This is a genomic window from Streptomyces sp. NBC_01618, from assembly GCF_045209435.1.
Lineage (GTDB): Bacteria > Actinomycetota > Actinomycetes > Streptomycetales > Streptomycetaceae > Streptomyces.
This window is the reverse complement of record NZ_CP109297.1, coordinates 7,861,672-7,885,500: the sequence shown is the minus strand read 5'-3', so window position 1 is coordinate 7,885,500 and position 23,829 is coordinate 7,861,672. Positions and strand designations below refer to the sequence as shown.

At 69.1% G+C, this 23,829-nt stretch carries 18 protein-coding genes and 4 pseudogenes; 10 read left to right on the top strand and 12 right to left on the bottom strand.

Annotation, left to right across the window (positions count from 1 at the left end):
- The first annotated feature begins 251 nt into the window (after positions 1 to 251).
- Genes OH735_RS36800 through OH735_RS36790 form a run of 3 tightly spaced genes read left to right on the top strand, consistent with a single transcriptional unit; the run spans position 252 to position 3,002 of the window.
- On the top strand, positions 252 to 1,598 hold the full coding sequence (locus OH735_RS36800) for an MFS transporter (RefSeq protein WP_406386100.1): 1,347 nt from the start codon (positions 252 to 254) through the stop codon (positions 1,596 to 1,598).
- 31 nt (positions 1,599 to 1,629) lie between these two features.
- Positions 1,630 to 2,802 (top strand): anhydro-N-acetylmuramic acid kinase, encoded by a 1,173-nt coding sequence (locus OH735_RS36795; protein ID WP_406386098.1) that lies wholly within the window; start codon positions 1,630 to 1,632, stop codon positions 2,800 to 2,802.
- 50 nt (positions 2,803 to 2,852) lie between these two features.
- Positions 2,853 to 3,002: a hypothetical protein gene (locus tag OH735_RS36790; RefSeq protein WP_406386988.1), complete on the top strand. Its 150-nt coding sequence runs from the start codon at positions 2,853 to 2,855 to the stop codon at positions 3,000 to 3,002.
- A 23-nt stretch (positions 3,003 to 3,025) separates the two neighbouring features.
- Here the strand turns inward: OH735_RS36790 and OH735_RS36785 are convergent, their stop codons facing one another.
- Positions 3,026 to 4,417 carry an MFS transporter gene (locus OH735_RS36785; protein ID WP_406386097.1) on the bottom strand — a complete coding sequence of 464 codons (1,392 nt, stop codon included), beginning with the start codon at positions 4,415 to 4,417 and terminating at the stop codon, positions 3,026 to 3,028.
- Between the two features lie 292 nt (positions 4,418 to 4,709).
- Between OH735_RS36785 and OH735_RS36780 the strand changes: the two genes are divergently transcribed.
- The 5 genes from OH735_RS36780 (at position 4,710) to OH735_RS36760 (ending at position 8,717) form a co-directional block, all read left to right on the top strand.
- Positions 4,710 to 5,399 carry a GntR family transcriptional regulator gene (locus OH735_RS36780; RefSeq protein ID WP_406386095.1) on the top strand — a complete coding sequence of 230 codons (690 nt, stop codon included), beginning with the start codon at positions 4,710 to 4,712 and terminating at the stop codon, positions 5,397 to 5,399.
- A gap of 77 nt (positions 5,400 to 5,476) precedes the next feature.
- Entirely contained in the window at positions 5,477 to 6,319 is an 843-nt protein-coding gene (locus tag OH735_RS36775; RefSeq protein WP_406386093.1) for an urea carboxylase-associated family protein, read from the top strand.
- Between the two features lie 91 nt (positions 6,320 to 6,410).
- On the top strand, positions 6,411 to 7,139 hold the full coding sequence (locus tag OH735_RS36770) for a LamB/YcsF family protein (protein ID WP_406386902.1): 729 nt from the start codon (positions 6,411 to 6,413) through the stop codon (positions 7,137 to 7,139).
- Positions 7,140 to 7,143: 4 nt separating this feature from the next.
- A complete protein-coding gene (locus tag OH735_RS36765) occupies positions 7,144 to 7,809 on the top strand; it encodes an allophanate hydrolase subunit 1 (protein WP_406386092.1) in 666 nt (221 codons plus the stop codon).
- Positions 7,806 to 8,717 carry a biotin-dependent carboxyltransferase family protein gene (locus OH735_RS36760; RefSeq protein WP_406386090.1) on the top strand — a complete coding sequence of 304 codons (912 nt, stop codon included), beginning with the start codon at positions 7,806 to 7,808 and terminating at the stop codon, positions 8,715 to 8,717. The genes OH735_RS36765 and OH735_RS36760 overlap by 4 nt, the downstream gene beginning before the upstream one ends.
- Positions 8,718 to 8,892: 175 nt before the next feature.
- On the opposite strand, the gene OH735_RS36755 is transcribed toward OH735_RS36760, so the two are convergent.
- The 5 genes and pseudogenes from OH735_RS36755 to OH735_RS36735 form a co-directional block, all read right to left on the bottom strand.
- The gene (locus tag OH735_RS36755) at positions 8,893 to 11,247 is read right to left on the bottom strand and encodes a hypothetical protein (RefSeq protein WP_406386089.1); all 2,355 of its coding nucleotides are present in this window, start codon (positions 11,245 to 11,247) and stop codon (positions 8,893 to 8,895) included.
- 166 nt (positions 11,248 to 11,413) lie between these two features.
- Positions 11,414 to 12,127, bottom strand: coding sequence for a DUF6333 family protein (locus tag OH735_RS36750; protein ID WP_406386087.1), 714 nt, complete (start codon positions 12,125 to 12,127; stop codon positions 11,414 to 11,416).
- Positions 12,128 to 12,180: 53 nt separating this feature from the next.
- Positions 12,181 to 12,867, bottom strand: a pseudogene (locus OH735_RS36745) (cytochrome c biogenesis CcdA family protein); the annotation flags it as partial.
- A pseudogene (locus tag OH735_RS36740) lies at positions 12,864 to 13,167 on the bottom strand (DsbA family protein); the annotation flags it as partial. The pseudogenes OH735_RS36745 and OH735_RS36740, both read right to left, overlap by 4 nt.
- Positions 13,168 to 13,265: 98 nt before the next feature.
- Positions 13,266 to 13,760 carry a hypothetical protein gene (locus OH735_RS36735; protein ID WP_406386086.1) on the bottom strand — a complete coding sequence of 165 codons (495 nt, stop codon included), beginning with the start codon at positions 13,758 to 13,760 and terminating at the stop codon, positions 13,266 to 13,268.
- 806 nt (positions 13,761 to 14,566) lie between these two features.
- On the opposite strand from OH735_RS36735, the gene OH735_RS36730 reads away from it, so the two are divergent.
- Both OH735_RS36730 and OH735_RS36725 read left to right on the top strand, forming a co-directional pair.
- On the top strand, positions 14,567 to 16,225 hold the full coding sequence (locus tag OH735_RS36730) for an IS200/IS605 family accessory protein TnpB-related protein (RefSeq protein WP_406386085.1): 1,659 nt from the start codon (positions 14,567 to 14,569) through the stop codon (positions 16,223 to 16,225).
- An 810-nt stretch (positions 16,226 to 17,035) separates the two neighbouring features.
- Positions 17,036 to 18,793 (top strand): amidohydrolase, encoded by a 1,758-nt coding sequence (locus OH735_RS36725; RefSeq protein WP_406386084.1) that lies wholly within the window; start codon positions 17,036 to 17,038, stop codon positions 18,791 to 18,793.
- Between the two features lie 57 nt (positions 18,794 to 18,850).
- Here the strand turns inward: OH735_RS36725 and OH735_RS36720 are convergent.
- From OH735_RS36720 to OH735_RS36695, 6 genes and pseudogenes are all read right to left on the bottom strand, one after another.
- A pseudogene (locus OH735_RS36720) lies at positions 18,851 to 19,084 on the bottom strand (acyl-CoA dehydrogenase family protein); the annotation flags it as partial.
- A 130-nt stretch (positions 19,085 to 19,214) separates the two neighbouring features.
- Positions 19,215 to 19,596 (bottom strand): annotated as a pseudogene (locus OH735_RS36715) (transposase); the annotation flags it as partial.
- 155 nt (positions 19,597 to 19,751) lie between these two features.
- The gene (locus tag OH735_RS36710) at positions 19,752 to 20,567 is read right to left on the bottom strand and encodes an ABC transporter permease (protein WP_406386082.1); all 816 of its coding nucleotides are present in this window, start codon (positions 20,565 to 20,567) and stop codon (positions 19,752 to 19,754) included.
- A 43-nt stretch (positions 20,568 to 20,610) separates the two neighbouring features.
- Positions 20,611 to 21,495, bottom strand: a complete 885-nt coding sequence (locus OH735_RS36705) for an ABC transporter permease (protein ID WP_406386080.1) — start codon at positions 21,493 to 21,495, stop codon at positions 20,611 to 20,613.
- 13 nt (positions 21,496 to 21,508) lie between these two features.
- Entirely contained in the window at positions 21,509 to 22,711 is a 1,203-nt protein-coding gene (locus OH735_RS36700; RefSeq protein WP_406386079.1) for an ABC transporter substrate-binding protein, read from the bottom strand.
- A gap of 56 nt (positions 22,712 to 22,767) precedes the next feature.
- The gene (locus tag OH735_RS36695) at positions 22,768 to 23,805 is read right to left on the bottom strand and encodes an ABC transporter ATP-binding protein (protein ID WP_406386077.1); all 1,038 of its coding nucleotides are present in this window, start codon (positions 23,803 to 23,805) and stop codon (positions 22,768 to 22,770) included.
- Positions 23,806 to 23,829: the final 24 nt, after the last annotated feature.

The following is a 23,829-nucleotide window of genomic DNA, read 5'->3' as shown; positions in this document are numbered from 1 at the left end:
ACAGCAACGACTCGGATCTCGGCGAGCGGTCGCGCACTGCCCGGTCGGGCGGGGCGGGCGTGCGATCGGTGCCGTGGTCGGTCACGGGTTCTCAGCCGAAGGACCGGGCACGCGCCATACCTGCCAGGGAAGTTCACCGGTCGATGCCGTGATGAAAGTTATTGACAGGCGGCAGAGGGGCTGATGAAACTAACTTCCGCCCAGGAAACATTTCCGTCTGGATGGCATCGACGACGATGAAGGGGCTCCGCATGACCACCCCTGTGCCCAACCCGGTCGAGGGGACCGTCAAGCCACCACGATCGCGCAGGGCGTTGGTGGCGGGGTCGGTCGGCAACTTCATCGAGTGGTACGAGTTCGGCGTCTACGGATATTTCGCCACCATCATCGCCGCCAACTTCTTCACCCCCGACGGCGGAAGTGATGCCGAGGCACTCGTCAAGACCTACGCGTCCTTCGCGCTCGCCTTCTTCTTCCGCCCGGTCGGCGCGGCGGTCTTCGGCCGCGTGGGCGACCGGATGGGACGGCGCCCCACACTGATCCTCGTCATCTTGCTGATGACCGGCGCCACCACCTTGATCGGCCTGCTGCCGACGTACGCCACGCTGGGCGCCGCGGCGCCGTGGCTGCTCACGCTGCTACGCATCCTCCAGGGCCTGTCCGCGGGAGGGGAGTTCGGCGGTGCCGCCTCGATCATGACGGAGTTCGCCCCGCCGGGCAGGCGCGGCCTGTACGGGGCCTGGCAGTCCTTCACGGTGGCGCTCGGTCTGCTCGCCGGAGCGGGCATGGCGGCGCTGCTGGCAAGCGTGCTGACCGAGCCCGAGCTCAACGGGTGGGGCTGGCGGCTGCCGTTCCTGCTGACACTCCCCCTGGGGCTCGCCGCCCTGTGGCTGCGGCTGAAGCTGGAGGAGTCCCCCTCCTTCCGGCGGGCCCGGGCCCAGACCGGGACCGCGGACGCAGGAGGCCACCCGCAAGCGGTGCCACCGGCTCCCGCCCCCGCACGAGAGGTGGCCATGGCCATCGCACTCGGTGCCGGCCGGCTCATGGGCTGGTCGGCGGCCGGCTACACCTTTCTGGTCGTCATGCCGTCCTACCTGCAGAGCACGCTGAACGCGACGTTCCAGCAGGCCCTGGTCGCCACGGTCCTCGCCAACCTGGGCTTCGCGGCCTCCATCATCCCGGCGGGCGCCCTGAGCGACCGGATCGGCCGACGCCCGGTGATGGTGGCCGGGGCGGTGCTCGTGGCCGTCCTCGCGTTCCCCCTGCTGCACCTGTTGCAGGATCATGCTGCCTCGACGGCCGCCAAGAGTCTCGCGGTCTTCGTCGCCGGCGCCGTCGTCGGCCTGATGGCGGGACCAGGGCCCGCGATGCTCGCCGAGATGTTCCCCACCAGTGTCCGCTACACCGGCCTGGGCCTGGCGTACTCGCTGTCCAACGCGGTCTTCTCCGGATGCGCGGGACTGATCATCACCGAAGCGATCCAGCGCACCGGCAACATCGACATCCCCGCGCACTACGTGGTCGTGACCTGTGCCGTCAGCACGCTCGCCCTGCTCACCCTGCGCGGCGACAACCACCGCCGCGCGTTGCGCGACTGACAGCCCGACGGGCCGGGAGAGAGGTGCGAGGATGCGGGTCATCGGGCTGATGTCGGGGACTTCCCACGACGCGGTCGACGCCGCCGCGGCCGACCTGACGCTCCAGGGGGACAGCCTGCTGCTGACACCTCTTGGGATGGTGAGCGACCCCTACCCGGCAGAGTTGCGGACCGCTCTGACCGCCGCGCTGCCGCCTGCGGCGACCACGATGAAGGACGTGTGCCTGCTCGACACCCGGATCGGCCAGGCCTTCGCCGCGCTGGCCGCCCGGGCCGACCGGGAGTTGTGCGACGGTCGCGCCGACCTCGTCGCCTCGCATGGCCAGACCGTCTACCACTGGGCCGAGCAGGGCCGGGTGCACGGCACGCTGCAGATCGGCTCGCCCGCCTGGATCGCCGAAGCCACCGGCTGCCCGGTGGTCTCCGACCTGCGCTCCCGCGACGTCGCCGCCGGCGGCCAGGGAGCGCCCCTGGTGAGCATCGTCGACGTCATGTGGCTGCGCGGGCGGCCCGGCAGGCCCGCCGCCTTGAATCTCGGCGGCATCGCCAACCTCACGGTGGCCGCCGGAACGGGTGACCCGGTCGCCTTCGACACCGGCCCGGCCAACGCCCTCGTCGACGCGGCGGTGCACGCCCTCACCAACGGCCGGCTGGACTACGACCAGGACGGGGCGCTGGCCGCGCGGGGCAGCGTAGACGCCGATCTGCTGCAGCGGCTCCTCGACGAGCCGTACTACGCGAAACCGCCGCCCAAGACGACCGGCAAGGAGTTGTTCCACTGGCCCTACCTGCGGGCTGCTCTGGCCGGCCGTGATCGGCTCCCGGCCGAGGACGTGATTGCCACCGTCACCCGGCTCACCGCCCGCACGGTCGCCGACGCGGTCCGCTCGGCCGCGGCGAGCGAGGTCATCGCCTCTGGCGGCGGAACCCGCAACCCCACCCTGATGGCCATGCTCCGCACCGCACTGCACGACATCCCGCTGCGGGACTCCGACGACCTCGGGTTGCCATCGGCAGCCAAGGAGGCCTACGCCTTCGCCGTCCTGGGGTTCCTGACCGCGCATGGACTGACGGGGACGGTCCCGGCATGCACCGGCGCCCGCCGTCCCAGCATCCTGGGCTCGATCACGCCCGGCTGCCGGGGTCTGCGCCTGCCGGAACCCGCGGCCATCGCACCCGTGTGCCTGCGCACGGTACTGGTCTGACGCCCGTGCACCGGGCGGACATCCGGTCATCACCCCGACGAGAGACGTTCTTGAGGGCGGAACTCCACCGCGAGGACTTCACCCTCAACTGGCGCTCGATGCCGGCTCGCGGGATCGCTGTCGTCGGACCCACCGTCCAACTGGAACTGGACATACAGGCGATGTACCGCACCCACGACACGCCCACGCCCCCGGAGTAGGCAATATAGGGCCGGACACCGGGTCAGGCAGCGCTGGAGCTTTCCAGCGAAACACCGCGCGTCTCGGGGGCCAGTGCCACGGAGACGAGCGTGCCCACCAGGGACACCCCGCCGGCCAGCAGCAAAGTGGGACCCACACCCCACTGCCCCAGGGCGATGGGGGTCAGGAAGGTGCCCGCGGCCGCGGCGACGCGGCTGAACCCGGTGCCGATGCCCACGGCCGTAGCCCGGAACCCGGTCGGGAACAACTCGTTCGGGTAGATCCACTGCAGCAGCGTCGGCCCGCCGATGGCGATCGCGTACACCGCGAACAGCAGGCCGGTCGGCGCCGGGGAGAGGTCGGGGAAGAACCCGAGCAGCAGCAGCGGGACGGTGGCGGCGGCGAACGAGACGATGAGCAGGGGGCGGCGGCCGTAGCGGCCGAGCAGCGGCAGGAACGCCACGCACCCCGCCAGGAAGACCAGGCTGATCACTCCCGACCCGAGGTTGCTGCTGTCCTCACCCGCCAGGCCCATCGCCGTCAGCAGCTGCGGGCCAAAAGCGTAGATCGCGTAGATGGGCATCACCGAGCAGGCCCAGAAGACGGAGACGAAGACGGTGCGCCTGCCGTACGCGCCGCGGAACACCGCCGTGAATCGGGCCGGCTCGGCCGGGGTGCCCAGGTCTGCAACGCTCGCGCCCGGGCCGAAGACCTTGCGCATCACCGCCTGCGCCTCCTCGACACGCCCCTGGGACAGCAGCCAGCGGGGCGACTCGGGAGTGCCCATCCGCATCAGGACGAGGACCGCCGCGGGCACGGCCGGGCAGGCCAGCAGCCAGCGCCAGCCGTCCGGGCCGAGCTTCAGCAGCAGATCGCCGAGCAGGTAGGCGGCCGCGCTGCCCAGGGACCACATCACCGTGAGCACTCCGAGCATGGCGCCGCGGTGCTTGCGCGGCGAGAACTCGGCGAGCAGTGAGGTGGCGATGGGATAGTCCGCACCGACGGCGATGCCGATGAGGAAGCGCAGCACCAGCAACTGTTCCGGGCCGCTGACAAAGGCCTGGGCGACGGAGAAGACGACGATGGCGGCCAGGTCGATCGTGTACATGATGTGGCGGCCGAAGCGGTCGGTCACAAAGCCGAAGACCGTGCCTCCGACGAGCAGGCCCAGGAGGGCGGCTGCCGCGAGCAGCCCCTCCCACACCCCGCCCAGATTCCACTTCGGGCCCAGCTGGGTCAGCGCCACGCCGATCGCGCCGAGGATCAGTCCGTCGAGGAAGGGGCCCCCGGCCGAATAGACGGTCAGGCGACGGTGAAACGAGCTGAGCCTGCTGTCCTCCAGCAGGTCACGGCCACTGCTTTCGGTGGTGCCGGGCGGGGGCGTCGTGGCAGTGGGGCCTGAGGGAACGGCGGAGGAAGCGGGGGACGGCGACATGCGGCCACCTCTGTTGGGGAGTCGGGGGACGGCGCGGCCGGGGCTGCCGATTGCCGGACGACGGTGGCAGACAGCGGATTGGCGCCGGCTGCTGTACTCAGCAGCCGGAACGCGGCCGACGATGGGCGTCAACGTAGAAATGCTTGAACGATCCTGTCAAGGGCCGGACGATTCCAGGGAGCTTCGGGAACCCCGGGCACCGCTATTCCCCAGGTTTTAAGCGGCACCGACCACGAAGGCGCGTCTCCCCCGAATCTAGATTGATGAACAATTCTGGGTTACTGTCGGCGGCATGACCGATGACGAGAGCCGCCTCAAGGCGCAGCCCGCCGATGTTGCGGCCGCATCCGTGGCCGACCAACTGCGCGAACGGATCAGCCGGGGCGAACTGCCCCCCGGCATTCCGCTGCGCGACGCCGCGCTCGCCACCGATCTCGGCGTTTCGCGCAACACCTTGCGCGAGGCCGTACGGCTGCTGGTCCACGAGGGCCTCGCGGTCCACCAGCTGTACAAGGGCGCTGCTGTCAAGCAGCTCGAGGTCACCGATGTGCACGACATCTACGCGGCCCGCCGCTGCTTCGAGCTGCGGGCCGTGGAGGAGAGCGTCTACGCCACCGAACAGGCCCTGGACGGCCTGGAGCTGCGCGTCGCGAAGGCCGAGCAGGAGGCTGCGGCGGGCCGGTGGAGCGAGGTCGGGACCTGGTCCCTGGGCTTCCACCGGGCCGTCGTGCACCTGCTCGGCAGCGCACGGCTCGACCGCTTCTTCGACACGATCGTCGCCCAGCTGCGCCTCGCATTCGCCGAGTTCCCGCGCGAACCCGAATTCCAGGTGCAGTGGGTGCCGCGGGACCGCGAGGTCTGCGACCTGCTCAGATCGGGCCACCGCGCCGACGCCGCCGCCGCCCTGCGCCAGTACCTCGACGACTCCGAGCGCGAGGTCGTCGACATGGTCCGCGCTGCCGCTGCCGCCCGGCAGCACTGACCGCCGCCACACCGCCGTCCGGCTCCCAGGAAAGCTCCCGGGAGTCCTCGGGCATCTCCCAGGAAATGAGGATTCGCATGGCCACCACCGCTGCCGCCTACCAGGCCACCAAGGGCGGGCCGCTCGACGTCGACCGGACCTTCTACGACCGCGTCTCCAGCAACCCGGAAGGCCGGGAGCTGGTCGACAGCTTCACCGTCCCGATCCGCTCCGGCCGGGCCTGGGAAGTACCGGCCGGGCACCTGTGCCGCCTGGTCACCGTGGACGGCCCGCAGGTCGGAGACTTCAATGTGTGGAACGCGAACGACCCGCGCGAACGCCTGTGGGCGGCCCGCACCCGACAGCTCCAGCGCGCCCACGTCAGCACCTACGACCGCCTCTGGTCCAACCTGCCCTTCCTGCGCCCGCTGCTCACCATCACCGGCGACACCCTCGCCGGGTACGGGACCGACGTCGAGGGCGGACGGGTGCACGACCTGCTGGGCACTCGCTGCGACCCGTACGTCAATCGCATGCTCACCGGCGAGGACTTCGACTTCCACTGCCACTCCAACCTCGTGCGGGCCGTGCTGCCCTACGGGCTCACCGAGTTCGACGTGCACGACGTGCTCAACGTCTTCCAGTGCACCGGCCTCAACGAGAACGACCAGTACTTCATGAAGGACTGCCCCGCCCGCCCCGGCGACCACTTCGAGTTCTTCGCCGAACTCGACCTGCTGTGTGCCCTGTCCACCTGCCCCGGCGGCGACCTGTCCGTACCCATGTGGGGCCCGGACGCCCACGACCCGATCGAGGTCTGCAACCCCATCGGGGTAGAGGTCTACCGGGTGGACCCGGAACTGCTGGAGGGCTGGTCCTCGCCCCGGCGCGCCGAGTACCGCAACCTGCACGGCATGACCCGGCCCGGCTGGCAGAGCTGACCATCCCGCACCTTTCGAGAGGAACACCGCCGTGGCACACCCCGTCATCGACCTGAACAGCGACCTCGGCGAGGGCTTCGGCCAGTGGCCGATGGGCGACGACGAAGCCCTGCTCTCCATCGTCACCAGCGCCAACGTGGCCTGCGGCTACCACGCGGGCGACCCCAGCGTGATGCGCCGCGTGTGCGAACGCGCCGCCGAACGCGGCGTGATGATCGGGGCCCAGGTCGGCTACCGCGACCTTGCGGGCTTCGGCCGCCGCTTCATCGACGTCGACCCGCGGGAACTGGTCAACGACGTCGTGTACCAGATAGCCGCACTGGACGGCTTCGCCCGCCTGGCCGGCACCAGCGTCGCCTACGTCAAGCCGCACGGCGCGCTGTACAACGCCATCGTCACCCACGAACCGCAGGCCGCCGCCGTCGCCGACGCCGTACGCCGCTACGACCCCGGCCTGCCGGTCCTCGGCCTGCCAGGCAGCGCCTGGCTGCGGACCGCCGCCGAGGCCGGGCTGACCCCGGTCCACGAGGCGTTCGCCGACCGCGCATACACCCCCCAAGGCACCCTGGTCTCCCGCCGCGAGCCCGGCGCCGTACTCCACGACCCCGAGGAAATCGTGCGCCGCTGCCTGCGGATGGTGACCCAGGGCACCGTCGAAGCGATCGACGGCAGCGAGGTCCGGCTGACGGTCCGCTCCCTGTGCGTTCACGGCGACACCCCGGGCGCCGTGAACATCGCCCGCCGGCTGCGCAAGGAGTTCGACGCAGCCGGCCTCTCCCCCCGGGCCTTCGCCGTCCCGGCACCCCGCCAGGAGCGCTGACCCGATGAAAACCCCGCTGCGCGGGGCCCGCCGGATGGGCAGCACGGCCCTGCTGGCCGAACTCGACGACCTCACCGACGTCCTCGCCCTGCGCGACGCACTGCAACAGCAACCCCCTTCGGGCGTACGGGAACTGGTCACGGCAGCACGCACACTGCTCATCACCTACGACCCGTCGGCCACCACCCACAACACCCTGGCCCAGGCGGTATCGGAACGCGCCGCAGAACTGCACGAGGAAGGGAAGACATCGGCAGCTGCGCAGAACACGGCCCAGGCCCACGACGTGCTCGTCGTTCCCGTGCGCTACGACGGGCCGGACCTGGACGACGTCGCCGAACTGACCGGCCTGAGCGTGCCCGAGGTGATCGCCCGGCACACCAGCCCGCTCTACACAGTCGCGTTCACCGGCTTCGCCCCCGGATTCGGCTACCTGGTAGGCACCGACCCAGTGCTGTCACTGCCCCGGCGGGCCGAACCACGAACCGCCGTACCCGCCGGAGCCGTCGCGGTCGCCGGCGGGTTCACCGGCATATACCCGCGCTCCTCACCGGGCGGCTGGCAACTGCTCGGCGCCACCGAGATCCCGCTGTGGGACCAGGACCGCGACCCCCCGGCCCTGCTCACGCCCGGCGCAACCGTACGATTCGTCGCGCAGGAGGCACCGTGACAGCCACCGCTCGCGACTGCCGGCTCGAAATCCTCTCCCCCGGACCACTGGCCACCGTCCAGGACCTAGGCCGCCCCGGATGGTCTCACCTGGGCGTCTCCGCCTCCGGCGCCGCCGACCCCGACTCCCTCGCCCTGGCCAACCGCCTCATCGGCAACCCCGAAAACACAGCCGCGATAGAAGCGACCTGGGGCGGTCTCCGGATCCGGCTGCACTGCCGGCACCGCAACGGCACCCCGTCAGCCACCTACATCGCCCTGACCGGAGCGCCCTGCCCCGCCACCGTGAACGGCAGACCCGTCGCACTCAACGGACCCATCCCCCTCAACGACACAGACACACTGGCACTGGGCACACCCCAACGCGGCCTGCGCACCTACCTCGCCATACGCGGCGGCCTCCAACCACCGCCGGCCCTCGGCTCCCGCTCCACCGACCTCCTCTCCGGCACCGGCCCCGCCCCACTACAACCCGGAACCCACCTCCCCGTCGGCCCACCCACCGCCGCCATGCCCGGCGTAGACCTGGCCCCCCGCAACCCGCCACCCCAGGAGTTCACCCTCCGGGTATGGCCCGGCCCACGCGACGACTGGTTCGACACCACCTCCCTCAACACCCTGTTCACCGCACAATGGCAAGCCACCAATCACACCAACCGGATCGGCATCCGCATCGAAGGCCCCACGCTCATACGCACCCGAAACACCGAACTACCCGCCGAAGGCATGGTCCCCGGCGCACTCCAAGTCCCCCCGAACGGCAAACCCGTACTCTTCCTCACCGACCACCCCGTCACCGGCGGCTACCCCGTCATCGCAGTAGTCCACCACACCGACCTACCCCTGGCCGGCCAGATCCCACCAGGCGCGCACATCCGCTTCCGCCCACACCACAACCCACCCACCTAAAACGCCATCGCCACTTCGCCGCCGCCCACGCGAGACGCTCGGCCGGGAAACCCCGGCCGAGCGTCTCGCCAGGCTCCTGACCAGAGCCGGTTGATCACTCGGGTTGCCACAACCCCTGAAATTCACCGATGTGGAGGTGGGGCCCTCTCGCGATGGGCACAACCACCTGTTCAGGTCAGCCGGTGGGCTCCTGGTTCCGGCGGCGCATCCACCAGGTGAGCACTGCCCCGGCCGCGGCAAGCCCTGCGGCGATGCCCAGGATCAGGCCCACGGGAGTGTTGTTTCCGGTGTCGGCGAGGTCGCCGTCGGGGCTCTTCGCCGGCGGCCGGCCATGGTCTGCGCCGGGTGTGGACGGGTTCGGCGCTGAAGTCGACGGGCTGTGCGTCGGCGTGGGCTTGCCGGTGTCCGTCGGCGTAGGCGTAGGCGTAGGCGTCGGCGTGGGGTCGCCACCGCCGCCTCCGCGTTCACCAGAAGATCCCAGGAAGACCTTCTCGGTACCGCGGTAGGTGGTCTCCGCCTCTGTGGAGGTCTTGGTGGTCTTGTCCAAGCCGGGATGTTGAGTGTTGAACTGGGTGTGCGTGATGTTGCGCTTGGGAGCCTTGGAGAAGTCGACCCCACCCATGGACAAGATCCACACCTTGCCGCCGTAGGTCCGCTCGAACTTGTAGTCGCCGTTCTTGAACGAGTGGACGTACTTGTCGTAGACGGTCTTCTTGTCCCAGTTCTGATTCGGGGCGCGCAGCTTCCACTTGGAGATGTCGTTGCTGTTGATGATCTTGTGGAAGTCGGCGGGGTGGGCCGCATCCGCGCGGCGTACGTGCTCGGCCGCGACGCGGGAGCGGTAGACGTAGCGCAGGTCGGCGTAGGCCGGATCGTCGTTGACGCGCCGTTCCAGCTCGGGCCGGATCATCGTCTTGATGAGGGTTTCGGCCTGCCGGGTCTGCGCCTCGCTGATCTTGCAGGTGTTCGGCGGGACATCCGGGCCCGTCGGCACCTCCATGTTGACCTTGAGGGGTGCGTCGAGGATGTAGATGCCGCCGTCCTGCTCCCGGACGGTGGCGGGCTCAGGAGTGATCCACTGGCGGATGATCGGCAGGCAGGGCTGCCCCTCTGCGGTACGGGGAGCGGCCTGCCAGAAGCGTTCCCCGCGCTCGTACTTGTCGGGGTTCATCGCGTCGGCGTAGTCGTGCTTGAGGGTCAGGTCTGCTTCCAGCAGGATGCGGCCGGCGTCTGTCTTGGCGAACTCCTTGTCCAGGATGACGTCCGGGCGGATCGGGTTGAGGTTGACCCAGAACTTGTCGGGGGTCAGGGCGAGCCAGGTGAAGAATGCGTCGCTGGCCAGGTTGAGGCGGGCTTCGCCTCCGTAACCGGGCTTGCTGTCCGGATCCTTCGCGTAGTCGGCCTTCATCGAGTACTTCATCCCCTTGCCCTTGACGGGCGTGGAGACGTAGTTGAGCTCCATCGTGGAGAAGTCGATGCCGCCGGGTCCACGCATGAAGTAGCCGCCGCGGTTGCTGGCCTGGTACTGCTTTTGGATGCGGAACGCTTCCTCAGGGGTCTTCCCCGAGCGAAGCGCCTGGTCCATGATCGGGGAGCGTCCGGCCTTGAGCGGGTCGGCGTTGAAGCGCGGGTCGTACTCGGTGTAGTTGTTCGGCTTCTGTGGGCGCTCGATGGCGTTGGAGCGGCGTTCGACTATGCCGGCCTGAGACTCGCGGGTATTTCGTGCCTTCTTCAGCTCTTCGTTGAAGGCTTGGATCTTGTCCTTGCTGGGCTTGTCCGTGGCCGCGCCGGTCAGGTACTGGAACTTGTCCTTGGGGCGCTGTTTGGCGAGTTGCCGGTCGGCCTTCATCTGGTCGTCTTCGACGTGACCGTTCGACTTGATCTCGACGTTGCGGAGTTCGGCGCGGTTACGGGCATCCACGCGCCTGTTCTGCTTTTTGCCGTTCTCGTCGGTGTACTGGAGGGTGTCCTCACACCACCAGTCCGGGCCGATCATGTTGTACTTCTTGACCATGCGGGCCATGAACGCCTCGCCGCGGGGCGGGCTTCCGTGGGGGGCAAGCCAGCGGATGTCCATCCACCGGTTCCACTCCTTGTACCCGCTGGGCGAGTTGTACTGGCGCTGGTAGCGGGCGTACATCTCCATGACCCGGTATTCGGGCTTGCCGGTCTTCTCGAACTGCTTCTGCCACAATTTGTAGTCGGTTCCGGCTTTGTCGAGCTGCCCCTGGGTGGGTGCGAGGACCCCGTCGAAGTCCCTGGCGGGGTTGACGTAGGTGTAGTTCTCGTCGTTCGGGTACGGATCGTAGTCGCCGTTGAGCGGCGGACCGGAGTTGGGCGGAGTGGTGCCGTAGCTGTGCCCGAGGTACTTCTCGTCACAGCGCTGCGGTTTGGGTACGGCCTCGGCCTGGTTGATGTGGAGTCCGGGAAGCCCGGTGAGGGTGACGGCGGCTGCTGCGCCGATGGCCAGCGTGAGGCGCGCCCACCGGCGCGCCAGACGGCTCGCCGGCCGTGATATCGGGATGGTCATGCGGTTTCTCCCCCGCGGAAGCCCGTGCCGGACGCGCCGCGTGGGGCTTCCGAGTCGTCTGGAAAGAGTGCGGCGCCGGCGACCCGTCAACCTTAGGGGCGACGCCACCTGGAAGGTGCGGGAAACAGACGCTCGTTTCGGCCAACAAGCCTTTGTGGTCGGATCGTTACTCTTCGAGCCAGGTCTCTTCCAGGTTCACGGCCACCTCGCGAGGGCGCCTCACACGGAAGACGGACAGCATCAGCCGACGCCGCCCGACGGGCATGACGGTGCGCAAGACGGCGTCTTCCAGCTCGTCCCATGCCATGACGCCGGGTTCGGCGTCTGCGTCGAAGCCGATGCCTTCCGCTGCGTTGTGGGCGGCGAAGGCGTCGATGGTGTCGTGGACGTTTCCGTTGACGGTCCAAGGGGCTTCACCGGCCCACCCATCGGCCCACAGACGGGTTCCATCAGGGTGGATGAAGAGGAAGCACCGGTAGCGGATGGAGAAGTCGACGGTGACCGACCCGATGAGAGCCGCGTTCGGATGCAGCTTGGCCAGGGCTTCGGCGTGTTCGGCCAAGGGGACGAACTCGCCGCGGTGAGCGAAGGCCGCATCCGTGATCTCGGTAACCGGCCCCCAGCAGCCGACACGGATCTGTTCGAGATCGGCCCGGGTCTCGTGAGGGAACTCGTCGCCGACGTGGCGGGATCCCAGCTCGGCGGTGATCTCCTCGACGGTGGTGAGGCTTGCGGCGATGCCGCGAGCCCGGGCGTGGTCGTGGGGAGGCAGAGAACCGTACGGGCCGGGAAAGGGCCGCTCGATCATGGTCAGGCGGAACGCGCCGGTGCGTGCCATGGGGGTGTCGGGCAAATGGTCCCAGATGCTGTCGTCGGTCATAGCCGCCCACGGTAGTGGCAGGTGCCGTCAGCAGGGTGAGATTCCTGGCCGCCCGCGAACCCGATATCAACGCTCAGCAGCGACGATGTTCCGTCAAACGCCAGGAACGCAGCTCCCAGAACGATGAACAGCGTGCCGCCGACCAAGGACGTGGTGTGCAGCGACAAGCACCCCACGGCCAGCGTCCTCCCGCGCAGCCACCGCTTTCTACCAAGGTCGAAGCGGTCCCACAAAGAAGCCAGCACGAACATCGGCCCGGCCATACCGAGGGCGTAGACGGCGAGCAGCAATCCGCCGTGCAAGGGATCCCCGTCCACAGCAGTGACCGTGAGAATTCCGCCGAGGATCGGCCCGGCGCAGAATCCTGCCAGCCCATACACCGCTCCGATCACGGATGCCGCCGATCCCGAACGACGTTTCCCGACGGCCTGCCGGAGCCGGCGTGAGCCGAACCCTAGGCCGAGGATCTGTGCGGCTCCAAGGGCAATAACGGTCCAGCCGCCGACGGTGACGAGCACGTCGCGGTGCCCGTAGAACAGGCGGCTGGCGAAGGAACCGGAGACTCCCAGCGGTACCAGGGCGGTGCACAGTCCTGCTTAGAACAATGCCGTGCGGGTCATCAGTTTGGTGCGACTGGTGAAGGAGTAGGCGAAGAACGCCGGCACCAGCAGGGCGCTGCAGGGACTGAGCAGTGCGAGCAGCCCGCCTCCGAACGCGACCAGCAGACCCACCTCGCTCATCGCTCGGCTGCTTTCGCCGCCGCGTCGATGGCCTCTTCGAAGGCGTCGGTGGGCTGCGCGCCCAGAATCGGCCGGCCGTTCACCAGAAACGCCGGAGTGCTGGTGACCCCCAGCCCGTAGCCCTCTTCCTGATCACGTCGTACGGCCTCGCGGGCTTCGGCGGACGCCATGTCCGTCAGGAACCGGTTGATGTCTGCGACGCCTGCCTTGCGGGCCATGGCGACGAGTTGGTCCTGGCTGAACCCGCCGGCGTTTCGCGCGCGGCGTGCTGTAGGCCACGTCGTGGAACTCCCAGAACTTCTTCTATACGGCTTGTGCGGCGCGGAAGCGGGGTGCTGTTGTCGGGCATGACGTACCTCTCCTGATGCGGAGGAAGAGCGAAAGGGGGGCGCCTGATGTCAGGCGGAGGCCGGTACCGGGCACGCGTCCTGGGCCGACAGACGGCGCAGTGCGGCTTCGGCGAGCAGGGCAGCGGAAGCGAGGGCGACCAGCGGCTGCAGGGGCGCCCAGTAGCTGAGCGCCCCGGAGGCGCCGAGCAGCAGCAGGACGAGTTTGTTGCAGACCGGGCAGCCGACCGCCAGGAACGACAGCAGACCGCCCAGCCAGCCCAGACGGCTGTCGCGGGACGGTTCCTTGGTTCCGGTCGGAGCGGGCGGGCGCACATAGGTGCTCAGGACGAGCCCGGCGAGGGCGGCGGTGACGGCGAGTGCCGGATAGTTCCACCACTGCACGGGAACCGACCGGGAGAACAGCGGGCTGGGGACGACATCGGTCGGCACGCCGACCAGTACCGCCGTCGTCAGTGCGCCGGCGCCGGCCGTGGCCCACTGCCGGGGCCCCCAAGCGCGCAGCGCCATACCCGCACGGCTCAGTGAGCGCGGGGAAGAAGACATGTTCGGTTACTCCGTTCCACGGGATTCAGGGACACGACGGGGCGGTCGGTCTAAATCCGCAGAACGGAGATGAGAGCGAAGGGGCGAGGTGGCGCGGGGCCCCCGGGCGAAGCCCTGAGACCGAAGGCGGGCCCGGGCCTGATGGCCGGGCCGTGAGCGGACAGGTACGAGGAGAGGGCCACGAGCGGCTGGCTGTCGGCGCGGGGGGCACTCTGTTCGAGGACCGCCTTCTTACCGCAGGGTGACGCGGAAGCGTCGCCTTCCGTGGCGTGTGAGGCCCGTGCTTCGGGTTGCGGCTGTTCGACGCCGACGGAGAACCCGACCGGCGTGGCACGGTGCTCCGTCCCCGCCGCCTGGCGGTACACGCACAACAGTGCCACCACGGCAATGAGCAGGCCCAGCAGGGCGCGGAAACCGGCGAGCGCCGGTCCGTGTGCTGTCGGTCGCCTCATCATCACCAACCCACTGATCGTACGAGTACGCCCACCATAGGCCGTCGGATTCAGTTCGCCTGTATCCCGGGGTCGTTACCGGGATACCCGCTGGGCCGCCGGGCGCGTGCCCAGCACGATACGGGCGGGGGTATCGGGGAGAATTTCGAGAAGATACTAACCACGGTGTTCTCCAGGGGTTGTGAGCTGCTGTCGGTTTGCTGAGCTGAAGTGAGTTTTAGTGAGCAGGAGTGGGTCCTGTCGGCGGCTTCATGGGGTGGGAACGGGGGTTCTGGGGCCGAATGGGTGACCTTGGCGGCTGGTGCTCGTTGGGCTGGGTAGCGGTTGTCGGGTCTCGTGGGAGGGGGTGTTGTGGTGGGTGGTGTACGGGAGTTGGCGGCGCCGTTCGTGGTGCCCGGGCCTTGTGGGGTGGCGGTCCGGGACCGTCTCAAGCGCCTCACCTCCCAGGGCGAGAAGGTTCTGCGGGCGGTCGGCGCGTATCAGGGCGCGCTCGCTTCCCGTGACCTCAGGGTCCGTTGTGCGGATGGCCTGGAGCACGGTGCGGAGACCTGGGCGTCGCGTAAGCGGGACCTGACCGGGGTGTCGTCGTCGCGGATCGCGGGGGCGATCACCAAGGCCACGCATGACCAGTGGGCGCTGGCGCGCCGTTGCCAGGCCGCGCACATCCAGACGCTGGAAGCCGGGATCGGGACGCTGCGGCACCGCCTGTCCCTCCCGATCGGTGAGCGAGGAACGAAGCGAGCAGCGGGTGGCTACCGTTCCAAGGGTGAGTGGTTCCACAAGTCCCGCCGTCTCGCGGCGTTGGAGGCGCGGCATGCTGCTGCGGTCCGTGACCGGCAGGCCGGACGCGTCCGGGTCGTGCGGGGCGGCAAACGCCTCCTCAACACCCGCCACCACCTCGCCGACGCCCACCTCACCGAGGAGCAGTGGCGGGAACGCTGGAAGGCGGAGCGCTGGTTCATCGCCGCCGACGGCGAGTCCGGGAAGCGGTTCGGGAACGAGACGATCCGCATCACCCCCACCGGCGAGGTCAGCATCAAACTGCCCGCCCCGCTCGCCCACCTGGCCAATGCCAAGCATGGCCGGTACACCCTCACCTCGACCGTGGCGTTCGCGCACCGGGGCGTGGAGTGGGCCGACCGCATCGAAGCGAACCGGGCCGTCGCCTACCGCATCCACCTCGACACCGACCGCCGCCGCTGGTACCTCACCGCCTCCTGGCAACGCCCCGTCGTCCAGACCATCCCACTGGCCACCGCCCGCGCCCGCGCCCGCGCCCGCGCCCGCGCCCGCGCCCGGGGCCTGATCGGCGTGGACACCAACGCCGACCACTTCGCCGCCTACCAGCTCAACCAGCATGGCAATCCGGTCGGCGACCCGCGCCGCTTCCCCTACGACCTGTCCGGCACCACCGCTCATCGCGATGCCCAGATCCGTCACGCCCTGACCCGCCTGATCAACTGGGCCAAGCGGTGCGGTGTTACCGCGATCGGTATCGAAGACCTCGACTTCACGACCGAGAAATCCCGCGAGAAGCACGGCCGTAGGAAACGGTTCCGGCAGCTGATCTCTGGCATCCCGACCGGGAAGCTCAAGGCCCGGCTGGTCTCCATGGCCGCCGAACACGGCCTTGCGATCGTCGCTGTCGATCCCGCCTACACCTCGATGTGGGGTGCCCAGCACTGGCAGAAACCACTGGCCACCCCCAAGCGAAAGATGTCCCGTCACGATGCCGCCGGCATCGCGATCGGACGACGCGCCCTCGGACACCCGGTCCGGCGTCGGACGGCACCGCCCCCACACGACCGGAGCGATCGTGCGGGGCATCGGACCGCCCAGGCCGGACCAGGTGCACGGGGGCGTGACGGAACCCGCCCACCCGCAACGGACCACGCCCCCAGAGGCGTGCCGCCGAACGGGACGCGAAAGCGGGGACCGAGTGCATCCAACACCGTTCGGGATGCGCCCAGTACACATCAGTGGGTCCAGGACCCACTCATGCCCACTGGCTAGGAACGGTGTGTCACCACCACCGACAGCAGCTCGTGCCCTTGCGCGAAAGCTGCCCGGCCCCGGATGCGCTCAGTCGCCTGCGGCCCGGGCGCGGCGGGCGTAGGCACGGGCGGCCCGGGCGCGGTCGCCGCAGCCGATCAGCGACAGGCCCTCCGGGTAGGACAGCTGATGCTCCCGTACGGCCCGCAGCGCCCTTCATCGCGCCCGTCATCGCGTCCGTCTCGGTGCAGAACAGGGCGGTGGCCCGATGGGTGCGGCTGGTAGCCCCCGGACGGCATCTTCGAGGACATCGACGATGTCGTGCCCCTCCGGCACCTCCGACTCCACACCGGACATCGCCAGTTTCACGGTGAAGGCGGACCGCCGAGGGGCACGGAGAGGTCGGGCGCCCCGCGCTCGTCGCCGGTGCGGATGTCCGCCCTGCCGGGGTAGTTGTCGGATGTCTCGCACCGGAACACCATCGAGTAACGGGACCTGCCCAGGTGGGGCAGCGTCCATTCGGCGCCCGCGCGTCCGCTTGCTCCAGCATCGGCATGAGCGGGGTGATACCGATGCCAGCAGCAAGGAAGCGGTAGCCGGAGGATGCCGGCAGAGAGAAGCGATTGCTCTGCAACGCCCCCGGAATCCAAGATTCCTTCGGCGTGCACGGACCTTGACCGTCCAGTTTGCGGTCGATAGCGTTCGAGCACCGAAATGTGTGACCCCGTCAGAACCCTTCGGCCCCAACGGCCGACGCGGTCTCCGGGACGCCCTCTTGCCTGCCCTTCCGCCGCGGCCGCTCGGCACCTCACCTTTCACGGAGTCACATCCATGTGCGATGCCTGCTGCACCATTCCACCCGGTCCTCGAATAGGACGAGCCCAGTTCCTCAAGCTGATCGGTGCCGGCGCCGCCGCGGCCGCCCTGCCGGGCGCGGCGTTCGCGGGGACCGCCGCCGCCGCGCCGCGCAGCGTGCCGGGCGCCGGTGCCGAGGGGGCCGGCCCGCTCCTCGTGGACAACGTCCGCGGTTACACCGTCACCCGTGGCGGACGGCTGCGCCGCTTCTCCCGCATGCTTGTCACCCCCGGCGGCAAGGTCGCCGCCCTCGACCCCGGCGCGGTACGGGACGTCCGGCGTCTGGACGGGCGCGGGCGCGTGCTGCTGCCCGGACTGCACGACGCCCACGGGCACCTCTGGGGCATCGGCGCGCTCGCCGTCCAGCTCGACCTCGCCGGGACCAGGTCGCTCCAGGAGGCGATGGACCGGCTCGCCGCGTACGCCGTCGCGCACCCCGAGCAGACCTGGATCCAGGGCCGCGGCTGGAACGAGGTCGTCTGGGGCCTGGGGCGTCTTCCCACCGCCCAGGACCTGGACGCCGTCGTGTCCGACCGTCCGGTGTGGCTGGTGCGCGTCGACGGACACGCGGGCGTGGCCAACTCCCAGGCGCTCCGGCTGTCCGGGGTCACGGCCGACACCCCCGACCCGGCGGGCGGCCAGATCGTGCGCGACGCCTCCGGCGCCGCGACCGGCGTCTTCGTCGACGCCGCGAAGGCGTTCGTCGCCTCCCAACTGCCCGAACCGACCCTCGAGGACGTACGGGACCGGGCGCTGGCGGCGCAGACCAGGCTCAACGCCGTCGGCCTGACGTCCGTGTCCGACGCCGGCACGAGTGCGGACGGCGTCGTCGTCCTCCGGCAGCTCGCATCCGCCGGGGACCTGACACTGCGTCTCAACGCCTTCTTGGACTACGAGGCGTTCACCGAGATCGGCGCGGACGCCCGGACCGACTCGTACGCCGAGGACATGCTGCGCATCCGTACGGTCAAGCTGTATATGGACGGGGCGCTCGGCAGCCACGGGGCGGCCCTGATAGAGCCGTACAGCGACAGGCCGTCGGCCAAGGGGCTGCTCCAGATGGAGCCGGCCGAGCTCAACCGCCGGGTCGAAGTGATCCTGCGGGGCGGCTACCAGGCCGCGGTACACGCGATCGGCGACCTCGGCAACCGCGTCGTCCTCGACGCGTACGAACGCGGCTTCAGCGCCGTCGGCGACCAGGGGCTGCGGCACCGCATCGAGCACGCCCAGATCATCGCCCTCGACGACATTCCACGCTTCAAGAGGCTGGGCATCATCGCCTCGATGCAGCCCGTGCATGCCACGGACGACATGAACATGGCCGAGACCCGCGTCGGGCCGGACCGCATCAAGGGCGGCTACGCCTGGCGCAGTCTGCTCGACCAGGGCTCGGTCGTCGCCTCGGGTTCGGACTTCCCCGTCTCGTCCGAGAACCCCTTCGACGGGTTGCACGCGGCCGTCACCCGCACGGACCGCGAGGGCAAGCCGTCCGGCGGCTGGTATCCGGAGCAGGCCATGACCCCGGTCGAGGCCCTGCGCTCCTTCACCGTGGACGCGGCGTACGCCGCGCACCAGGAGAAGGTGCTGGGCGGCCTGGAGCCGGGCAAGTGGGCCGACTTCATCCTGCTCGACACCGACCCGTTCGATCTGCCCGCAGGGCGCGCCCTGTGGCAGACGGAGGTCCTGCAGACCTGGGTGGCCGGTCACCGGGTCGGCGAGTACGGCGCCCTGTAGCGCACAGGTACGAAGGGCGCGCCCGGACCTGTACCGGTTGGGGCGCGCCCCTCGTACGACGAAGACGGTGCGTGACGTGTGTCGTCGGAAGGCCGGGACGACCTTCTTGACCACGAGCAGTCCGAGGCCCTCAGCTCCGTCCCGGCGGACGTGTGCCGCGACTGTGACCAGTTCGGCCTGGATACCGTCGGCGATGAACGTGTTGGCGCCGCTGAGCCGGTAGCTGTCGCCCGTCCAGGTCGCGGTGGCGCGCATACCGCGCAGGTCCGAGCCCGCCGACGGCTCGGTCATGGCGATGGCCGGCACTGTGTCACCCCGGGTGATGCCGGGCAGTGGGCGCTTCTGTTACTGGGCGGTGGTCAGGTGCAGCAGGTAGGGAAGGCCGATGTCGTTGGTGAGCATGAAGTTGTCACCGGCCGTGCAGATGGTCGAAGTCGTAGCCCTTGTCGGCATGCAGCTTGGCCGGTCGGCGCCGAGGTGGCCCGCGGCGCGAGCGGATGGGCGGGATACCCCGCACGAGGGGTTTCAGCCCCTGGCTGTCTCGGGTTTTCGCGGCGGAGATCCTGATGGAGATGGGCAGACCGGTCCGCTCAGTGATGAAGTGGATCTTTGATCCCTTCTTGCCGCGATCTACGCGGTTCAAACCCGGCAGGTCCCCCCGGCCAGAACACGATGGCCGGGGGCACCTGCCGGTCCCCATACCGGCGTCGGCCACCGCCCTGGGGGCGTGCCGGAGCAGCCGGAACCACTCGCTGGAACAACTCCCACAGCCCATCCGGCGCCAGACGTTCTACGATTGCCATCACGTCCGCAAGCCTAGGGATCAGGCCAGTTGAGATGATCTCTCAGCCGCTGCCCGGCGCCCGAGGGCCCCCGGCGGAATGAGAACGCCGTCCGGCGCTTCCCCGCCCAAGGTGAGCATGTCAGCCATCTCTCGCGATACGGGGGGTTGCTCCCATCAGATGCGGCTGCCAACAGCAGTGTCCGACGACAGCCGCTGAGCGAGGTAGATCGGTATGACGGACAGCAGGACGAGGACGGCGGCAACGACGTTGACGACGGGGGCCTGTTGGGGGCGGGCCATGTTGGAGAAGATCCAGACAGGGAGGGTCTGGACACCGGGGCCGGCGGTGAACGTCGTCACGACGATCTCGTCGAAGGACAGGGCGAAGGCGAGGAGTCCGCCCGCCAGCAGCGCGGAGCGCACCAGTGGGAAGGTGATGTCGAGGAACGTGCGGAAGGTGTGGGCCCCGAGGTCCATGGCTGCCTCCTCGTACGATCCCGGCATCCGGCGCAGCCGGGCGATCACGTTGTTGAAGACGACCACGATGCAGAAGGTGGCGTGGCCGACGACCACCGTGAACATTCCGAGGCCCACTCCGAGCGGTTCGAGGACGGTACGGAAGGCGGTGTTGAGCGCGACACCGGTGACGATGCCCGGCAGTGCGATCGGCAGGACGACCACGAAGGAGATGGCCTCGCGTCCGAAGAACCTGTAGCGCTGGCAGGCGAAGGCGATGAGCGTACCGAGGACCAGGGCGATCGCGGTCGCGCCGAGCCCGGCCCTGACCGAGGTCCACAGCGCGTCGCGGGCGCCTGAGCTGTGCCAGGCGGCCACCCACCAGTCGAAGGTGAGGCCGGGTGGCGGCCAGCCCGAACTGCGGTCCGGATTGAGGGAGTTGACAAGGACCAGGAGCAGCGGGACGTAGATCACCGCGAAACCGAGCCCGGCGGCGATGCGCAGTGTGACGCGCGCGGGGCGGGAGAGATTCATCGGGGGCCTTCGCTGTGCGTGATACGGAGGTGAAGGAGAGGGGTCAGAGGCTGCTGAGGACTCCGGTACGGCGCACCGCGAGCAGATAGAGCACGGTGACCACGACGGGCACGGTGCCGAGTGCGGCGGCCAGCGGCAGGTCCAGGGTGATGTTGGAGTAGATGAGGTTTCCGATGAGCTGTGTCTTGCCGCCGACGATCTGTACGGCGATGTAGTCGCCGAGGCTGAGCGAGAAGGTGAAGACCGAGCCGGCCGCGATGGACGGCAGAATCATCGGCAGCACCACGGAGCGGAAGGTCCGCCCGGTGCGGGCGCCGAGATCTGCGGAGGCGTCCAGGAGGCCGGCCGGGATCTGTTCGAGTCCGGCGTGGATCGGCAGGATCATGTACGGCAGCCACAGGTAGGTCAGCACCAGGACGGTCGCGGTCAGTCCGTAGCCGGGCCCCTCGAGTCCCAGTGGCTTCAGCGTCCAGTCGAGCAGGCCGCCCTGGGCGAGGATCAGCCGCCAGGCATAGGCCTTGACGAGGTAGCTGGCCCACAGCGGGGTGAGGATCGCCACGACGAGGAGCGGCCGCCATTTGGGGTTCGCGATGCGGGCGGTGTAGAAGGCGATCGGGAAGGCGATCAGTACACACAGCGCGGTGACCGCGAGGGCCACGCCGATGCTGCGCAGGGCGACCTGACGGTAGACGTCGGTGGTGAACAATGCGGTGAAGTTGTCCGTGTTCCAGATCTTCACCACGTTGGAGGTGAAGGAGTCCGTGGTCCAGAACGCGGAGAGGAACAGCACGGTGAGCGAGCCGAGGTAGGCCAGGGCCAGCCAGGCCAGTGGCGCGGAGAGCAGCAGGGACAGCTGCAGCCGGGGGCGGCGGTGCAGGGTCCCGGCGAGCCGCCGGACGGGTCCGGCGGCAGGCGCGGTGGTGGTCATGGACAGGTGACCCTCAGCCCTTGATCTCGGTCCAGGCCTGGACCCACTTCGCGTACGGCACGCACGTGGTGTCCGTACGTCCGTCCACGCACTGCGCGATGGGCGTGGTCCAGAAGTGGACGTCCTTCCAGTACGACTCGTCGGCGGCGTGGTAGGTGGTGCAGTGGCTCTTGTCCGCGGTCAGCGTGCAAGCCTTCGCGTTGGACGGGGCCTCACCGAAGTACTCGGCGACCTGGGCGTTCGCCTTCGGAGAGATGATCCAATTCATCCAGTTGTAGGCGCAGTTGGGGTGCTTGGCCTTGGCGGAGATCATCCATGTGTCGGACCATCCGGTGGCGCCCTCCTTGGGGAGGACGGCCTTGACGGGGACCTTCTCGGCCTGGGCGGTGTTCAGGATCACCTGCCAGCTGGTGCCGACCACCGAGTCACCGCTCTTGAAGGCGGAGACCTCCTTCAGGTAGTCGCTCCAGTACTCACCGATGTCGGCGTTCTGCTCCTTGAGCAGGTCGACGGCGGCGTCGAACTGCTTCTGGTCCAGGGCGTACGGGTCCTTGATGCCGAGAGACGGCTTGGTCTTCATCAGGTACAGGGCGGCGTCCGCGATGTAGATCGGCGAGTCGTACGCCGTGACCTTCCCCTTGTACGCCGAGGACTTGTCGAAGACCGCGGACCAGGAGTCGGGCGCCGGGGAGACCTTCTTCGTGTTGTACATCAGCAAATTGGCGCCGCGGCCGTGCGGGATGCCGTAGGAGACACCCTTGACCGAGTTCCACTGCTGGTCCTTCAGCCCGGAGAAGACGTCCTTGTAGTTGGGCACCAACTCGGTGTTGACGGGTGCGGCGTCGCCGGAGGCGATCAGCCGCAGCGCCGCGTCACCGGAGGCGGAGACCGCGTCGTACTGACCGGTCTTCATCAGGCTGACCATCTCGTCGGAGGTGCCCGCGGTCTTGGTGTTGACCTGACAGCCGGTCTGCTTCTCGAAGTCGGTGACCCAGTCGACCTTCGGGTCGTTGGAGCCGTCCTCGGCGTATCCGGCCCACGCGATCAGATTCACCTGGCCCTCCGTCTTGCCGAGGGTCTTCTGCGCGGCGAGCTTGGGCGGGGTGAAGTCGCTGCCGCCGGGCGACGTGCCGGCGGTGTCCGACGAACCGCAGGCGGTGGCGAGGAGCAGGGCGCCGAGCGCGGCCGCTGCTCGGGACGTTCGGTTCAGACGCACAGGGGATCTCCACAGAAGAGGGAAGGGGCGGGTACGGGGCGTGCGGGTGCGTGCGCTCACCGGGCTTCAGGCACCTGGAAGTTGTGCCGTCGGTGCCACTGGAGCGTGACTCGGGAGCCACGGAAGGCGGCGACGTCCTCGGAGGATGTCTCCAGGTTCTGCTGAAGGGCGGTGAGCCGGCCGCCTGCGTCGAGGTCCACCAGGAAGCGGGTGGCGTCCCCGAGGTAGACGACCTCCGCGACGGTGCCGGTGGCACGGGAGTGCTGCGGCTCGTCGGCGATGGCGGACTCCTTGAGTACGCGGATCTTCTCCGGCCGGATGCTGTACGTTCCCCGGTCGCCCACGACCTGCTCCGCGGCGGCGTCGGTCAGCAGGTTCGACGTACCCACGAAGCCCGCGACGAACGGGGTGGCAGGGCGTTCGTATATCTGGGCCGGGGTCCCGATCTGTTCGACGCGGCCCTGGTTGAAGACCGCGATCCGGTCGCTCATGGTCAGCGCTTCCTCCTGGTCGTGCGTGACGAAGACGAAGGTGATGCCGACTTCGCGCTGGATCGCCTTGAGTTCGACCTGCATCTGTTCGCGCAGCTTGAGGTCGAGGGCGCCCAGCGGCTCGTCGAGCAGCAGCACCTTCGGACGGCCGACGAGGGCGCGGGCCAGCGCCACGCGCTGGCGCTGGCCTCCGGAGAGCTGGGACGGGCGACGCGTGCCGAAGTCCGCGAGCCGCACGCTCGCCAGTGCCTCCCTGGCTTGCTTCAGACGCTCGGCCTTGGGCACCTTGCGGACCTTGAGGCTGTAGGCGACGTTCTGCTCCAGGGTCATGTGCGGGAAGAGCGCGTAGTCCTGGAAGACGGTGTGCACGTCGCGTGCGAAGGGGGCCAGACCGGTGACGTCGGAGCCTGCGAGCTCGATGGTTCCGCCGGTGGGAGCCTCGAAGCCGGCGATCAACCGGAGCACTGTGGTCTTGCCGGAGCCGGACGGCCCCAGCATCGAGAAGAACTCGCCGTCCGCGATCTCCAGGTCGACTCCGGCCACAGCCTCTGTCCGGCCGAAGGACTTACGCAGGTTCTGCAACCGGATGGCCGTTGCCTCCATGGGCGGGAACCTTTCTGGTGCTGT

Excerpts from the sequence above, each read along its gene's own strand:
- OH735_RS36785 (WP_406386097.1), bottom strand. The coding sequence starts at position 4,417 with ATGTCGCCGTCCCCCGCTTCCTCCGCCGTTCCCTCAGGCCCCACTGCC.
- OH735_RS36795 (WP_406386098.1), top strand. The coding sequence starts at position 1,630 with ATGCGGGTCATCGGGCTGATGTCGGGGACTTCCCACGACGCGGTCGAC.
- OH735_RS36765 (WP_406386092.1), top strand. The coding sequence starts at position 7,144 with ATGAAAACCCCGCTGCGCGGGGCCCGCCGGATGGGCAGCACGGCCCTG.
- OH735_RS36695 (WP_406386077.1), bottom strand. The coding sequence starts at position 23,805 with ATGGAGGCAACGGCCATCCGGTTGCAGAACCTGCGTAAGTCCTTCGGC.
- OH735_RS36710 (WP_406386082.1), bottom strand. The coding sequence starts at position 20,567 with ATGAATCTCTCCCGCCCCGCGCGCGTCACACTGCGCATCGCCGCCGGG.
- OH735_RS36755 (WP_406386089.1), bottom strand. The coding sequence starts at position 11,247 with ATGACCATCCCGATATCACGGCCGGCGAGCCGTCTGGCGCGCCGGTGG.
- OH735_RS36735 (WP_406386086.1), bottom strand. The coding sequence starts at position 13,760 with ATGTCTTCTTCCCCGCGCTCACTGAGCCGTGCGGGTATGGCGCTGCGC.
- OH735_RS36705 (WP_406386080.1), bottom strand. The coding sequence starts at position 21,495 with ATGACCACCACCGCGCCTGCCGCCGGACCCGTCCGGCGGCTCGCCGGG.
- OH735_RS36770 (WP_406386902.1), top strand. The coding sequence starts at position 6,411 with ATGGGCGACGACGAAGCCCTGCTCTCCATCGTCACCAGCGCCAACGTG.
- OH735_RS36725 (WP_406386084.1), top strand. The coding sequence starts at position 17,036 with ATGTGCGATGCCTGCTGCACCATTCCACCCGGTCCTCGAATAGGACGA.
- OH735_RS36750 (WP_406386087.1), bottom strand. The coding sequence starts at position 12,127 with ATGACCGACGACAGCATCTGGGACCATTTGCCCGACACCCCCATGGCA.
- OH735_RS36780 (WP_406386095.1), top strand. The coding sequence starts at position 4,710 with ATGACCGATGACGAGAGCCGCCTCAAGGCGCAGCCCGCCGATGTTGCG.
- OH735_RS36775 (WP_406386093.1), top strand. The coding sequence starts at position 5,477 with ATGGCCACCACCGCTGCCGCCTACCAGGCCACCAAGGGCGGGCCGCTC.
- OH735_RS36800 (WP_406386100.1), top strand. The coding sequence starts at position 252 with ATGACCACCCCTGTGCCCAACCCGGTCGAGGGGACCGTCAAGCCACCA.